At 41.9% G+C, this 15,021-nt stretch carries 12 protein-coding genes; 1 reads left to right on the top strand and 11 read right to left on the bottom strand.

The window, feature by feature from the left end; all coding sequences use genetic code 11:
- Nucleotides 1-120: 120 nt before the first annotated feature.
- The 7 genes from trxB to hprK all read right to left on the bottom strand — a co-directional run bounded on the left by trxB (nucleotide 121) and on the right by hprK (nucleotide 7,258).
- Nucleotides 121-1,071, bottom strand: a complete 951-nt coding sequence (gene trxB / locus WFH04_RS10035) for a thioredoxin-disulfide reductase (RefSeq protein ID WP_336823906.1) — start codon at nucleotides 1,069-1,071, stop codon at nucleotides 121-123.
- Nucleotides 1,072-1,447: 376 nt separating this feature from the next.
- Nucleotides 1,448-2,974 carry a tetratricopeptide repeat protein gene (locus WFH04_RS10030; RefSeq protein WP_336823905.1) on the bottom strand — a complete coding sequence of 509 codons (1,527 nt, stop codon included), beginning with the start codon at nucleotides 2,972-2,974 and terminating at the stop codon, nucleotides 1,448-1,450.
- A 393-nt stretch (nucleotides 2,975-3,367) separates the two neighbouring features.
- Nucleotides 3,368-3,898 (bottom strand): acyltransferase, encoded by a 531-nt coding sequence (locus WFH04_RS10025; RefSeq protein WP_336823904.1) that lies wholly within the window; start codon nucleotides 3,896-3,898, stop codon nucleotides 3,368-3,370.
- The gene (ppaX, locus tag WFH04_RS10020) at nucleotides 3,895-4,548 is read right to left on the bottom strand and encodes a pyrophosphatase PpaX (protein ID WP_336823903.1); all 654 of its coding nucleotides are present in this window, start codon (nucleotides 4,546-4,548) and stop codon (nucleotides 3,895-3,897) included. The genes WFH04_RS10025 and ppaX overlap by 4 nt, the downstream gene beginning before the upstream one ends.
- The gene (locus WFH04_RS10015) at nucleotides 4,541-5,485 is read right to left on the bottom strand and encodes a nucleoside recognition domain-containing protein (protein WP_336823902.1); all 945 of its coding nucleotides are present in this window, start codon (nucleotides 5,483-5,485) and stop codon (nucleotides 4,541-4,543) included. Before WFH04_RS10015 ends, ppaX begins: the two co-directional genes overlap by 8 nt.
- A 12-nt stretch (nucleotides 5,486-5,497) precedes the next feature.
- Nucleotides 5,498-6,307, bottom strand: coding sequence for a prolipoprotein diacylglyceryl transferase (gene lgt / locus WFH04_RS10010; protein ID WP_336823901.1), 810 nt, complete (start codon nucleotides 6,305-6,307; stop codon nucleotides 5,498-5,500).
- 15 nt (nucleotides 6,308-6,322) lie between these two features.
- Entirely contained in the window at nucleotides 6,323-7,258 is a 936-nt protein-coding gene (hprK, locus tag WFH04_RS10005; protein WP_336823900.1) for an HPr(Ser) kinase/phosphatase, read from the bottom strand.
- 136 nt (nucleotides 7,259-7,394) lie between these two features.
- Here hprK and WFH04_RS10000 point away from each other — a divergent pair, with 136 nt between their 5' ends.
- The gene (locus WFH04_RS10000) at nucleotides 7,395-7,946 is read left to right on the top strand and encodes an N-acetylmuramoyl-L-alanine amidase family protein (protein ID WP_336823899.1); all 552 of its coding nucleotides are present in this window, start codon (nucleotides 7,395-7,397) and stop codon (nucleotides 7,944-7,946) included.
- Between the two features lie 288 nt (nucleotides 7,947-8,234).
- On the opposite strand, the gene WFH04_RS09995 is transcribed toward WFH04_RS10000, so the two are convergent.
- The 4 genes from WFH04_RS09995 to WFH04_RS09980 form a co-directional block, all read right to left on the bottom strand.
- The gene (locus WFH04_RS09995; protein ID WP_336823898.1) at nucleotides 8,235-9,428 is read right to left on the bottom strand and encodes a DUF4097 family beta strand repeat-containing protein; all 1,194 of its coding nucleotides are present in this window, start codon (nucleotides 9,426-9,428) and stop codon (nucleotides 8,235-8,237) included.
- Nucleotides 9,429-9,563: 135 nt separating this feature from the next.
- Nucleotides 9,564-12,428: an excinuclease ABC subunit UvrA gene (gene uvrA, locus WFH04_RS09990; protein ID WP_336823897.1), complete on the bottom strand. Its 2,865-nt coding sequence runs from the start codon at nucleotides 12,426-12,428 to the stop codon at nucleotides 9,564-9,566.
- A 5-nt stretch (nucleotides 12,429-12,433) separates the two neighbouring features.
- Entirely contained in the window at nucleotides 12,434-14,416 is a 1,983-nt protein-coding gene (uvrB, locus tag WFH04_RS09985; RefSeq protein WP_336823896.1) for an excinuclease ABC subunit UvrB, read from the bottom strand.
- Between the two features lie 371 nt (nucleotides 14,417-14,787).
- Nucleotides 14,788-15,021 (bottom strand): IDEAL domain-containing protein, encoded by a 234-nt coding sequence (locus tag WFH04_RS09980; protein ID WP_336823895.1) that lies wholly within the window; start codon nucleotides 15,019-15,021, stop codon nucleotides 14,788-14,790.

Genomic DNA, 15,021 nt, shown 5'->3' with positions numbered 1-15,021 from the left:
GGCATCCGCGTGCTACTTTCAGTATTGAATGAGAAAAATACAAGAACAGGTGGCGAAAAACGATTCGTTTTTCGCCACCTGTTCTATTTTAGGGACTTATTGGACAGCCCCGTTTTACTATTATACTTCCGCCGACAGTTTCTCTTGGAGTTCTTCGACGTATTTTTGACAAGCTTGAGCAGCGATGCTGCCATCTCCTGTTGCTGTAACGACTTGTCTTAGAAGTTTTTCGCGGACGTCGCCTGCAGCGTAAATTCCAGGGATTGAAGTTTCCATATTTTCATTCGTTTTAATATAGCCGTTTTCATCCAAAATGCCCAATTTTTTAAATGGAGCGGTTAATGGATCCATGCCGATGTAGATGAACATACCTTCTGCATCAAATTCACGTTCTGAACCATCAACAGTTGAAACGAGTGTGACAGAGCCGATTTTGCCATTCTTTTCATTCACTTGTTTAACTGTCGTATTCCAGATGAACTCAATTTTTTCATTTGCAAATGCACGGTCTTGGAGAATTTTTTGTGCGCGGAGCTCATCACGGCGATGGATGATCGTTACTTTTTTCGCAAAGCGTGTCAAATAGGATCCTTCTTCAACAGCTGAGTCGCCGCCGCCGACTACGATGATTTCTTTATCTTTAAAGAACGCGCCATCACAAACTGCACAATAGCTAACACCGCGGCCTGTCAATTCCTGTTCTCCCGGAATTCCCATTTTGCGGTATTCAGCGCCTGTCGTAATGATGATCGAACGCGCTTTATATTCTTTGTTGCCTGAAATAATTGTCTTATATTCTTCCCCGTCAATCACGTCTGTTACATCGCCATAAGCGTATTCAGCACCAAATCTTTTGGCGTGATCGAACATTTTTGTAGATAAATCAGGTCCTAAAATGGATTCAAAACCTGGGTAGTTTTCGATTTCTTCTGTATTTGCCATTTGCCCGCCAGGAATTCCGCGCTCCAACATCAAAGTTGATAAATTGGCTCTTGACGTATAGACCGCAGCTGTCATTCCTGCAGGACCGGCGCCAATAATAATGACGTCATATATTTTCTCAGTTGTCATTGAGATTCCTCCTTCACTGCATGTAACACTTATCAAAAAAGCAACCTCTACATTCGCCCAACACTCAATATGGGCTTTTGTGAATTAAGAACCATTCCACCTCTGCGTATGATCATCCGAGTTTTTATCGAGCCTGTTCGATAACTCATTTAAAAACCTATGACATCCGCGGTCCTTCAGGCTGTAGATCATGCAACTGCAGCCATAGGAAACGGCGTTCTTAGATTGCCTTCCTACTCATTCAGCCCGGGTTTGCCTCCATTCACCTTGCCGTCTTTAAAAACGGAGGATCTCTGCTGAATTACGTTAAACAAATCGTATAAGATTTCTCGTAGCCAATCAATCTTTTTGCTTGCTTAGCAATCCCGGCATATTCCTATGATTTGAAATGAGGCAGGAACTCCATCAATTGTTCAACGTACTTCGTCAACGTCGGAACTGAAATGCCATATTCCTTTGCAATGCTCGTTTTTGTCGTATCTGTGTAGCGCGAAGAACGGAACATATAATCCGCCGCAGCTGCAAGAGCAGCAGGATTGCGGAAATGGTAGGAGCGGAGCAACGCTACTTCACATAGAGTGAACCACATTTGAAATAAATGCGTTCCTTGCTTCGTTAAAGGCTGATGCTTTTCGTACAATAAATCTGTCGTTTGAATCGCCCGATCGAATAGATGATCAAATTGATCACTAAGCGTAAATTCATAATCAAGGCTATGCGCCAAAAACAGTTGTTCAATGACAGTCAATTTATCAACATCAATATACTCAGGATGTGAAATGAGCTCCTGTTTATGCGCTGATTTCCCTAAAAGGTAATATCCTAATAAGCGCTCGCTTCTATACTGATTCAGTATTTTGCTAATGAGGAAGTCGCGATCCTGTTCATAAGCATCTGACCTCGCAGCAGAAGGAGCAACGTTTTTCCATGGTTCGAATCCCGCTTTTTCGGGATCTAATTGGGTGAGCATTTCATATGCCTCTTTCGCAATGTCCTCATGACCCGAGAAATAAGCAGAATGGGAAAGCCAGAAATAATAGCCCGCATCCCCTTCAAATCCTTTTTTCTTTAAACTGCGCAGCCAATTGAACCCTTCCTCATGCTTGCCTACTAACGCAAAAGTCGCTCCTAATTTAAATCTATGCTCAAATTGATACGGCTTTATCTTCAATAGCAGTTCTAACATGGAATTCAATTTCTCTTTGTCTTTTTCATAATAATAAAAGACAGCGAGATTGCATAATGCGTGCAAGTTTCCTTTATTTTTTTCTAAAACATCATATAGCAGTTCTTTCGCATGCTCGATTTCCCCAATATAAAAATAGGCGAGTGCCAAATTGTTGTATGCCGCCCAAAAGTCGGGATAATCCACGATGATTGACTCTAAAATTCTGATTGCTTCCGGAAAAGACCCAGATTCCATCAATTTCCTTGCCTTCTCTTGAAGGAAGTACACTTCGCTATCTGGCATATCCTCATCTAAGCTGAAAGATTCTTCCTGTTCCGCAAAATCAATAATTTCCATTGAGTCGTCTGCTAAAGGGCCATCTGGCGCTAAAGCGATATACTTTTCCGCATAAATTTTCGCATCACGCAACAACCCTAAATGGGCATGCACTTCCGCTAAATAGAAGATAATGTCTTCCTCTTCCGGATCCAGTCCATGGGCCGCAGTCAAATATTCGTAAGCCTCTTCGAACTCCCCTTCCTCCATGACTAAAATGCCGAACTGCATTAGAATCCTCGGATCATTCGGGCTAAGTTCTACAGCTCTTTTCAAATATTTATGAGCCTCATCAAAACGCTCACGCTGCATCGATTTAAGGCCTTTTTTATAATAAAATTCACCATCAGGGATAAATGAAATTATTTTTCTGTCCTCATTTTTATGTTTTTTATCCAAGTTATTAATTCCTCCGAAAAAATGAAAGGAACGCTTTCACGCTCCTTTCAATCAATTACAAATTCGTCCAAATTTTCAATAGCGACAATCGTATTAAACAGCCGTTGTCAATCAAATTAAATTTTTACGTCTTTTTGACAGAACAGCACAACACATGGTTGAGCTAATTTTATTCCTGCAATTTTATTAAAATGTATTTTTGGACGCTGGTTTGCCTACGTTCTTCTATACAGCAACAGTGGCGGCCAAAACCTCCACTGCACGGTCAAACATTTCTATAGTGTACGGCAATTGACTTAGAAGGAGTTTTTTGCACAATCAAGTTAAACTCTATCCATTATAACATAACTTATAACGAAAACATCACATGCATTTTAAGGCGAAGAACATGGCCTAATTACTTTTAAGCATTTTTCCATTCTTTCGTTCCAATAATTGTTCTGCTGTATAAATAATGCGGACAGGATTTCCACCTGCCATTGCACCTGGCGGAATATCCCGGTTTACAAGCGAAGCGGCAGACACGGTCGCACCATCGCCGATTTCGACTCCCGGCAAGATGGTCGTATTTGCGCCGATCATTACCTCATCGCCAATTACGACATCGCCAATCCGGTATTCCTCAATTAAATATTCATGTGCAAGAATGGTTGTGTTAAAACCGATAATCGTATTGTTGCCAATTGAAATTCGTTCAGGAAACATCGTATCTGGCATGACCATTAAAGCTAACGACGTTTTTTTACCAATTTTCATCCGCAAAAACGTTCGATAAATCCAGTTCTTCACCGAAAAAAAAGGCGTATATCTCCCAATTTGGATGAAAATGAAATTCTTCGCTACTTTAAGGAATGGCACAGTTTTGTATAAATGCCAAAGCGAGTTTGCATTATGTTTTGCAGTATGCCGCTCTGTTCTTCTCACACTGGCTCACCCGCAACAATTTTTTGGAGGTCTGATAAATGCTGAAGAACGAAATCAGGCTCAAGCGAGCGGATAAATTCTTCTCCTTTTATCGACCATGCAACTCCCGCAGTTCGTACTCCAGCATTTTTGCCTCCTGCGATATCGTGGAGGTTATCACCGATCATCATCGTTTCTTCTGGACTTGCCCCTAATCGTTCCATCGCCAATAGAAGCGGTTCAGGATCAGGTTTTGGCATGCTTACATCGTCCAAACCGACAATTGTATCAAAAAGCTCTGTCACGCCTAACAATGCCAGCCCTCTCATAATCATATTGTTTCGCTTCGTAGAAACGATCGCCATCTTTAAGCCCATTTCCTTTAAGCTCTTTAATGTTTCCTTTACCCCGTCAAACTCTTTCGCAAGCAAATCGTGATGTTGTAGGTTCCATGCACGATAAGCTTTCATCATTTCTTCTGTTTTCTCAGGGTCAATCGAGTCAAATGTTTCCCTCAAAGTCGGGCCTAAGAAAGGTAATATGTGAACTCTTTCAAAACGGTTCGGATAATACTCGTCCAATACCGTTTGGAAAGATTGGATAATGAGTTCATTCGTATCTAAAAGCGTTCCGTCAAAATCAAATAAAAGCGTCGTAATCGGTTTAGCCATCTACTACAGATACCTCCTTCTCTTTCTTGAGCTCACTTGCCTTCCAGAAATAAGCGACAGCAATCGTCAGCACAAAAGCAGTTACAATTCGTATGATTAACAAAGGGAGCACTGGTATGCCTAACGGCAAGAATATTAGCGTATCTTCCACTACTGCATGGCATGCAATTAAGAAGATGAAAGCCAATGTCGCATCCTTTTTGCTCACACCATCCTCTTGAACAGCTTGGATCATAACGCCCGCTCCATACGCCAATCCGATAACAAGACCGGTTACTAATGTCATTGAAGCATTCGGTTGAACACCGATCATTTTCGTGAAAGGAGATAGCTTCTCTGAGAATTTTTGCAAATAATGGCGATCCTTCAAAAATTGAACGATAATCATTAACGGTATTACAATTAAAGCGAGCTGCAATATTCCGAAGCTACCTTTTTGCAATCCTAACAAAGCAATTTCGAGCCATCCGTCTGGAACGGCTGCACTTTCGGGAGCCATGCCATATTTTGCAATCTCATTGCCCCCGTGCCAAAATAAATTGATGATGATTGCTGAAATTGCCGCTAATCCGAAACGGACGACAAGTACAATCCATAGCTTAACGCCTACCTTCAAGGCAACACCGGTTTCAATGAAAAGATTATGCGAAAAACTTAACATGACCGCTACTATAAAAACTTCCTTTACGGTCAAATCCAATGATAAAATTCCAGCTATACCCGCATATAAATTCAATGCATTTCCTAACACTAATGGGATTGCAGCTTCTCCGCTCAACCCAAAAAGGCTCATGAATGGAGAGACCAATTTCACGAGCCAAGGCAAAATCGGTGTATGTTGTAAAATAACGACTACTATCGTAATCGGAAAAATAATTTTCCCTAATGTCCATGTTGTGTGTAATCCAGCCTTAAAGCCATTCCTTAATGTGTCCATCCGAATCCCCTTTTATCTATCTTGGTATGTGACATCGATTTTATCGACGAACCTTCTTTTTACGAAGAGTATGATTGAAACGATAATCGCTACAATCGAAACAATTTGCGCAGCACGTAAATCACCGCCATACAAACTGTCTGTTCTCATTCCTTCGATAAAATATCTGCCGATTGAGTACCAAGTTAAATAAAACAGGAACATTTCGCCCCTTTTCAAGCGTACCCTTCTCAATAATAAAATAATGATCAATCCGACGACATTCCAAAGTGATTCGTATAAAAACGTCGGGTGATAAGTAACCCCATTAATCGTCATTTGATCCATAATCCAATCCGGAATGATTGTCGTTTCAAGGAATTTTTCGGAAACTGGACCTCCATGTGCCTCCTGATTGATGAAGTTCCCCCAGCGGCCGATAATTTGACCGATCAAGATGCCCGGTGCCGCAATATCCGCTACTTTCCAAAAAGAAATGCCTTTCTTCTTCGTATAAAAATATGTAGTGACAAAAGCACCGATCAGCGCTCCGTGGATGGCGATGCCGCCTTCCCAAATTTTTATCATATCGAGCGGCCGATCTTTATATAAATCAAATGAAAAAATAACATAGTAAATACGGGCACTAATTATGGAAATTGGTACGGCCCATATTAATAAATCTGTCAGAAAGTCGGGATGCATGCCTCTTTTCACCATTTCTTTTTGCACAACAATAAAAGCTAAGACAATTCCCGTTGTAATGAGTATTCCATACCATCTAATCGCTATCGGCCCAATATGGAATGCCGTAGGATTAATCGCCAATATATCAAATAACATAGTCACTTTCCTTTCTTATTCTGAATCAGTCGCATTTTGGAGGATTGCTGATTCAAGCTTTTTTGAAAAGTTCTCTGCCGCATTAATTCCTAACCGTTTCATACGGTAATCCATCGCAGCAACTTCAATGATTACCGATAAGTTTCTGCCCGGACGAACTGGAACTGTCAATTTCGTCAGCTCCGAATCCATAATCGGCATTTTTTCCTCATCGATGCCTAACCGGTCGTAAACTTTATCCGAATCCCACACTTCAAGATCAATTACCATTAAAATCCTTTTATCATCCCTTACCGCGCTTGCACCAAATAAAGTCATCATATCAATAATGCCTACACCGCGTATTTCCAACATATGTTTGAGCAATTTTGGCGCATTTCCAATTAAGACGTTTTTGGCAACTTGTCTAATTTCAACAGAATCATCTGCAACAAGCCTATGGCCTCTTTTTACAAGCTCCAATGCCGTCTCACTTTTCCCAACACCGCTTTTTCCAGTTATTAATACGCCAATGCCATAGACATCTACTAACACACCGTGCACTGTAGTCATCGGTGCCAATCTACCTTCCAAATAATTCGTCAACATTCCCGAGAAACGGGTCGTTGGATTTTCAGTTTGCAAAACAGGTATTTTACGCTGTTCCGCCATATATAAAAGTTCTTCCGGAGCATCCAGACAATGGGCAACGATAAATGCCGGTGTTTCCGGGGAACAGAGACGATCCATCCGATCCAACCTCTCTTGCGATGATAAACCTCCGAAGAAGGATAGCTCCGTTTTTCCAAACAATTGCACACGAGAAGCAGGATAAAAATCGAAATACCCTGCCATTTCAAGGCCTGGGCGTGAAATGTCGCTCATTTCAATCGGGCGATCTATCCCTTCTCCTCCCGCTAACAATTGAAGATCAAACCTTTCCTGTATATCTTTCACCGTAACGATTGCCATCTGTCCGCCACCTTTCTAACGACTTAATGCACTGCAATCATTTTACCATGAACCATTTTAAATGAAATGATTTGAATTACAATTTGTCCACTATTTATGAATTGACTCTATATACAAAGTAAAGGGGGATTCATTCATGGAGTACATTATGATCGATGCCGGGCACGGTCCAGAAACAGCAGGAAAACGTTCACCTGATGGCACTCTTAGGGAATTTACATTCAACTCAGCAGTAGCCCAAACTGTTAAACGGTTGCTCGTAGCAGAGGGAGTCTCTGTACATTTTTCACACGATCCGCATCGTGATGTTCCGCTTCATGAACGCACTTCCAAGGCGAATCAATTAGGAGTCGACGCATTCGTATCCATTCACGCAAATGCGTATGGCAATAGCTATAATGAAGCGAATGGTATTGAAACGTACGTTTATCCCACTGGAAGCCGCGATTCATTTTTATTGGCAAATATAGTACAGTCTTCGTTAATCTCAGCGGTTCAGCGAAAAGATAGAGGAGTGAAGCAAGCCAACTTTGCTGTTTTGCGGGATACAAAAATGCCAGCCATTTTAGTGGAATGCGGATTTATGACCAATCGAACGGAATTGATGCTACTAATGAATAAAGCATACCGTGAACAATGTGCAAGAGCGATCGCGTTCGGCATATTATGTTATTTATACAATAAATAAGCAGACTGTAGACAATGTGTTTTCACTTTGTCTACAGTCTTTTTAAGATTTTTAGCCATTAGATAAATGTTTGCACAGCATGGCTTGAAAACGCTTGTGAAGGAAGGCAACCTAAGAACGCCACGTCCAAGATGCGCCTTAATTTCTGCAAAGAACGCAGAAATACAGAAAATCGAACCCTTCGCCGTTCGATTCGCAGTATGCGAGCGTTTCAACAAGCTGTAAGTGAACAACAGAAAAAGCAAGGGTACGAAAACAATTTGTTTTCTCCCTTGCTTTTTCATTTGATTAGGCACTGTGATTTACATTATAGCAGACGATCACTGTACCCGTTTTCGCTTCTCCTTGAATATGAAGAGGCTTCGTTTCGCCTTCAGCATGCTTTTTGAATGAAACGGAACGCTGTAAAAATTGTTCCTGCTCTGTTGTCTTATCGACATCATTCAATTGAAGATCCAATTTCCCCATATTTGTAGAAATATGGCCATCTAAAGGTAATTCAGAAGGAATGTAAATTTCAACTGAACCGCTCACTGTCTTCGCTTCAATTTTCTCAGCCGCTTTGTCAGTAGTTGTCACAACTACCGCACCATTTAACGATTTTGCTTCGACATCTTTTAAAGCTCCATCGATATAAACCCGGCCATTGATCGTTTCAGCTGACAATTGAGCACCAGTGCTGCCATTTAAACGGATAGAGCCGTTCGCTGTTTCTAATTCTGCAGCATCGAATTGTAAGCCATTTGCTTCCACTTTGCCATTAGCCGTTTTTACGTAAATACGTTCCGCTTTCAAATCTGCAATGGTAAAATCACCATTCAGCAAACGTACTGAAGCTTTATGGTATGCCTCATTCGGAAGTAGCAATGTAACATTCACTTGCATTAATTTCAAATCGCTTAACAACCGCAGCGTTCCTTCGTCTTGAACGAAGACGACTTTATCGAGAAACTCTTTTTTCGTTTCCTCTTCATTCTTGTTATTGAAATTTTTCACTGTAAATTCTGCACGGATTTCTTGCACATCAGCTGTTTCAACAGTGACATTTCCGTGATCGACATCAATGATAATTTCCTCTATATCTTCAGCAGCTTTGATCATTGTATGCGAAAAAGTAGTACCGCCGCCAAAAGGGGTGTCAAAATCGAATTTTTTCATCCGGTCAACCGCCGTTTGCATGAATTGCATGAACCGGTCACCTACCGTAACAAAATCTTTTCGGATATCTTCGATGAATTCATCCATGGATGGATTATGAGAATCATCCGAACCCTGATTGCCTCTAAAAGATGAATCACTCTTCCGTTCTTCTGCACCCTCTGTATTCCTATAGACGTTTTCGGATTGACTTTGCTCACTTGCCGTGGATGAAGGATTGCCTGTTTGCTTCTTTTCCATTGTCTCTAAAAGGGTTAAGGCTTCTTCCATTGAAATCGTGCCGTTCTCCAACATGGTCAAGATTCGTTTCCGTTCATTTTGCAATTTTTCCGCCTCCTAAAATGTCTTCATACGGAATGCCTATCGGCTTAGAGGGACAGTTAACGAATAAATCCCCATTCCGCCATTCGCTTTACCTATCAATATATACGTCCTATCCTCCCGTTTGGTTTCATCTTATTATTTTGCCGCTTCTTCAATCATTTCATGCATTCGACGGCGATCCCTTTCCAAAATCGGCTTTAAATAGTTGCCTGTATAAGAATTTTCATTTTCAGCTACTTTTTCCGGAGTGCCGACAGCAATAATTTGCCCGCCTTTATCTCCGCCTTCCGGACCAAGATCGATAATATGATCCACTGTTTTTATGACGTCTAAATTATGCTCGATCACTAAAACCGTATTGCCGCTATCAACTAATCTTTGCAATACAACAAGCAATTTTTCAATATCATGAACATGCAAGCCGGTCGTCGGTTCATCTAATATATAAAACGATTTTCCATTCGAACGTTTATGCAGCTCGGACGCTAATTTCACACGTTGGGCTTCTCCTCCTGATAGCGTCGTCGCCGGTTGACCCATCTGGACATATCCAAGACCGACATCGACTAAAGTTTGGAGCTTCCTACTGATTTTCGGTATATTTTCAAAGAAAACGAGCGCATCTTCTACTGTCATCGATAGGACATCGGCGATGCTTTTTCCTTTATACGTCACTTCTAACGTTTCCCTATTGTATCGTTTCCCATGGCAAACCTCACATGGCACATAGACGTCGGGCAAGAAATGCATTTCGATTTTTATAATGCCATCGCCCCTGCACGCTTCACATCTACCGCCTTTTACGTTGAAGCTAAATCGACCTTTTTTATAGCCCCGCACTTTCGCTTCATTCGTCATCGCGAAAACATCGCGAATATCGTCAAACACTCCTGTGTACGTTGCTGGATTCGATCTCGGCGTCCGGCCGATCGGCGATTGATCGATATCGATTACTTTCTCCAATTCTTCCAAACCGGATACTGATTTGAATTGTCCCGGTTTTTGTTTGGAGCGGTTCAGTTTTTGCGATAGTACTTTGTAGAGAACTTCATTGACGAGTGTACTTTTCCCGGACCCCGATACACCGGTAACTGCAATAAATTTGCCGAGAGGGAAATCTGCATTGACGTTCTTTAAATTATTTTCCGAAGCTCCTTTAATAGAAACAACTCTGCCATCTCCGCTCCTTCTTTCAGTCGGAAGTGGAATGAATTTTTTACCGCTTAAATACTGACCGGTTAAGGAAGCTGGATCATTCATCACTTCTGAAGGCGTCCCGGCGGAAATGATTTGACCGCCAGCCGCGCCAGCTCCTGGTCCGATATCTATTAAATAATCTGCAGCGATCATCGTATCTTCGTCATGTTCTACTACGATGAGCGTATTGCCGATGTCTCGCATGCTTTGCAGCGTACCGATTAATCGGTCATTATCTCTTTGGTGCAACCCGATGGACGGCTCATCCAATATATATAATACTCCAGTCAGTCTCGATCCGATTTGCGTCGCCAGCCTAATCCGCTGCGCTTCCCCACCGGATAAAGTTCCTGCTGCACGAGATAATGTCAAATAATCCAACCCAACATTCACTAAGAAACCTAAGCGCTCTTCTATTTCGCGCAAAATAAGTGCGGCTATTTTCATATCTTTTTCGGAAAGGGATAAATTGTGTACAAACTCATTCGCCTCAGTAATCGACATTGCCGTCACTTCGCCGATATGGCGATCATTCACTTTGACAGCAAGTGCTTCTTCCTTCAAACGATAGCCGTGGCATGTCGGGCAATGACGCTGAGCCATATATTTCTCCATTTGCTCGCGGATGTAATCGGAGGTCGTTTCTTTAAACCGACGTTCCACATTCGACAAGACACCTTCAAAATATATATTATTCACTCGCGTATTTCCGAATTCATTCGTATATTTAAAATGGATTTTTTCATCTTTCGAACCGTACAATAATATCTTCAAATCATCGTCCGATAGCTCGCTCACTGGCACATCCATCGGAATCTTAAAATGCTTGGCAACTGTTTTTAACAATTCCGGGTAATATTGTGAGCTTGTAGGAATCCAAGGAGCGATGGCATCGTCTTTCAGTGATAACGAAGGGTCGGGAATGACCAATTCAGGGTCAACTTCCAATTTCGTTCCCAATCCATCGCAATCAGGACAAGCTCCAAACGGGCTATTGAAAGAAAACATACGCGGCTCCAATTCACCGATGGAAAATCCGCATAACGGACATGCATGATGTTCGCTGAATAACAATTCCTCTTCTCCGATAACGTCCACTAATACAGTGCCTTCTGATAATCGAAGCGCTGACTCAAGGGAATCACTCAGTCTCGTTTCGACGCCTTCCTTCAATACGATTCTGTCAATGACAATTTCGATCGTATGTTTTTTGTTTTTATTCAACTCGATGTTGTCGTCTAAATCCATTACTTCGCCATCGACTCGTATACGGACATATCCTTGTTTTTTAATATCCTCAATAAGCTTGGCATGCGTCCCTTTTCTGCCTGAAATGACCGGAGCCAAAATTTGCAGCCGTGAACGTTCCGGCAGCTGTAAAATGCGATCGACCATTTGTTCAATCGTTTGTGATGTAATTTCGATTCCATGTTTCGGGCAAATCGGTTTACCGACCCTCGCATAAAGAAGGCGCAAATAATCATAGATTTCCGTAACCGTACCGACAGTGGAACGCGGGTTGCGGCTCGTCGTCTTCTGATCAATCGAAATAGCAGGTGAAAGGCCCTCGATCACATCGACATCCGGCTTGTCCATTTGTCCTAAAAACTGCCTTGCATAGGCAGAGAGCGATTCCACATATCTTCTTTGCCCTTCAGCGTAAATTGTATCGAACGCAAGCGAAGATTTTCCGGATCCCGATAAACCTGTAATGACGACCAACTGATCACGAGGGATCGTGACATCTATATTTTTTAAATTATGGGCTCTTGCCCCTTGAATGACGATTTCCTTATTTTTCATCGTTTTCACCCTTCAGCTTTCAAACTTAGTATCGTATCGCGTAATTCGGCCGCCCTTTCGAAATCGAGTGCTTTTGCCGCTTCTTTCATCTCCTGATCGAGCGTTGCGAGCAATTTCGCTTTCTCTTCCTTGGACAAGGATTTTCCTTTTGTCACTTTTTCAATATAGGTGACCGTTTCCTCTGCGACTTGTGTTGCCCGGATCACATCGCGAATTTCCTTTTTGATCGTCGTCGGAGTAATGCCATGCTTTTTATTGTAAGCTTCTTGAATTTCTCGCCGGCGTTTCGTTTCTTCGATCGCCTTCGTCATAGAATCGGTATATCGGTCAGCGTACATGATTACTTTCCCTTCCGAGTTTCGCGCTGCACGTCCGATCGTTTGGATTAAAGAACGTTCGGATCGAAGGAATCCTTCTTTATCTGCATCTAAAATTGCGACGAGTGATACTTCCGGAATATCAAGCCCTTCCCTCAAAAGGTTAATTCCGATCAGCACATCGTAAGTGCCTAACCGAAGTTCCCTAATAATCTCAATCCGTTCAAGGGTTTTCACTTCTGAATGAAGATATTGCACCTTTATACCGATTTCTTTTAAGTAATCGGTCAAGTCCTCCGACATCTTTTTCGTTAATGTTGTAATCAATACCCGTTCATTGCGTTTTATACGCTCATTGATCTCATCAATCAAATCATCAATCTGTCCTTCGATCGGCCGCACTTCAATGATTGGATCAAGCAAGCCCGTTGGACGGATAATTTGTTCAACCATCTCTGTCGTATGTTCAATTTCATAAGGGCCTGGCGTTGCCGAGACATAGATGGCGTTGTGAATATATTTTTCGAACTCCTCAAACATTAGCGGCCTGTTATCAAGGGCGGATGGCAAGCGGAAGCCATGGTCTACAAGAACTTGTTTCCTTGCTTGGTCTCCGTTGTACATTCCTCTCACTTGCGGCAGCGTAACATGGCTTTCATCGATCACCATTAGGAAATCGTCTGGGAAATAATCCAACAATGTATAAGGCGTTGCGCCAGGCGGTCTTAACGTCAAATGCCTCGAATAGTTTTCAATGCCCGAGCAAAATCCCATTTCGCGCATCATTTCAAGATCGTACCGTGTACGTTGCTCAAGACGTTGCGCTTCCAATAATTTGTCCTCGCTTCGAAGCACTTTTAACCGTTCCTCTAACTCTGTTTCAATATTCGCGATTGCCTTTACCATTTTATCTTCGCCAGTTACGAAGTGGGAGTTCGGGAAGATGGCAACATGGTCGCGCTCGCCTAATATTTCTCCTGTCAGCGCATCGACTTCCCGAATGCGATCAATTTCATCACCGAAAAATTCGATCCGGATGCAATGTTCATCTTGTGAAGCAGGGAAAATTTCTATCACATCCCCACGCACTCGGAATGTTCCCCGAACAAAGTTCAAATCGTTTCGGGCATATTGATTGTCAACAAATTTTCGAAGCAACTCGTTGCGCCCGATTTCCATACCCGTTCTTAACGAAACTACATGCTTCCGATATTCTTCCGGCGAACCTAACCCATATATGCAAGATACTGATGCAACGATTAACACATCATTTCTTTCGAACAATGCTGTCGTCGCTGAGTGCCGCAGCTTATCAATCTCATCATTGATCGTCGCGTCTTTCTCGATATACGTATCCGTATGCGGCACATATGCTTCGGGTTGATAGTAATCATAAAAACTGACAAAATATTCGACTGCGTTGTTCGGAAAAAACTCTTTGAACTCACTGTATAATTGTCCCGCCAACGTCTTATTATGTGCCATAACAAGCGTCGGCCGGTTTATTTCTGTTACAACATTCGATATCGTAAACGTTTTCCCTGTACCTGTTGCCCCCAACAATGTTTGATGCTTTTCATTTCGGCGTACTCCTTCAACCAATTTTGATATTGCTGATGGTTGATCCCCCAATGGCTTATACGGCGCACGCAAATCAAATGTTTCGACCATAAATGTCACTCCCCGTTTCAAAATCAATGACACATCGGCGTCATTGTATCCAAAGGCTTCACTTGAATCAGAGTAATGTTCCTTGCTGATTAGCAAGTTTCGCCTGCGGTCATCCCGCCACTTCTTGAAATGGGGGATCTGTGCTGTATGAAGTTATTCTACATTTTATCATAGTCTATCATATTCCTAAAGAAATAAACGAACGTACGTTTTAAAATTTGTCTTTCTCTCACTTACACATTTGCCGAAAAACTTGCCCTTCAACCATTTTGAATACAAAAAGAGCTCCTAACAGCCAATCGGTGGCTTGTTAGCAGCTCTATTCCTATTCTTCAAATTGGAAGTTCCTCTTACATAACAATTTCAGTTGATCAGTTTTCATCTAATAAACGCAGCTCTTCCGTTAAGCGATGAAAAGCTTCTTTATCGTTATGGACAAGAGATTCGTCAATCAGTTCCAAGAGACGGTTTCTGTTTTGTTCACGATGTATATGGCTAATGAATAGATCCATATAAATTTCATTTAACAGTTTTTCAGCATGCAACGAAGAACTGTTCTTCCCAACGGCTTTTAAGAACTCGGCATATGAATAGTTTTTTTCCAT

It is taken from the genome of Sporosarcina sp. USHLN248 (assembly GCF_037144575.1).
In the GTDB taxonomy this organism is placed as follows: Bacteria; Bacillota; Bacilli; order Bacillales_A; family Planococcaceae; genus Sporosarcina; species Sporosarcina contaminans.
The sequence above is the reverse complement of the archived record's forward strand: the minus strand, read 5'-3'. Positions and strand labels throughout refer to the sequence as shown.

Excerpts from the sequence above, each read along its gene's own strand:
- trxB (WP_336823906.1), bottom strand. The coding sequence starts at position 1,071 with ATGACAACTGAGAAAATATATGACGTCATTATTATTGGCGCCGGTCCT.
- ppaX (WP_336823903.1), bottom strand. The coding sequence starts at position 4,548 with ATGGCTAAACCGATTACGACGCTTTTATTTGATTTTGACGGAACGCTT.
- WFH04_RS10015 (WP_336823902.1), bottom strand. The coding sequence starts at position 5,485 with ATGGACACATTAAGGAATGGCTTTAAGGCTGGATTACACACAACATGG.
- lgt (WP_336823901.1), bottom strand. The coding sequence starts at position 6,307 with ATGTTATTTGATATATTGGCGATTAATCCTACGGCATTCCATATTGGG.
- hprK (WP_336823900.1), bottom strand. The coding sequence starts at position 7,258 with ATGGCAATCGTTACGGTGAAAGATATACAGGAAAGGTTTGATCTTCAA.
- WFH04_RS10000 (WP_336823899.1), top strand. The coding sequence starts at position 7,395 with ATGGAGTACATTATGATCGATGCCGGGCACGGTCCAGAAACAGCAGGA.
- uvrA (WP_336823897.1), bottom strand. The coding sequence starts at position 12,428 with ATGAAAAATAAGGAAATCGTCATTCAAGGGGCAAGAGCCCATAATTTA.
- uvrB (WP_336823896.1), bottom strand. The coding sequence starts at position 14,416 with ATGGTCGAAACATTTGATTTGCGTGCGCCGTATAAGCCATTGGGGGAT.
- WFH04_RS09980 (WP_336823895.1), bottom strand. The coding sequence starts at position 15,021 with ATGGAAAAAAACTATTCATATGCCGAGTTCTTAAAAGCCGTTGGGAAG.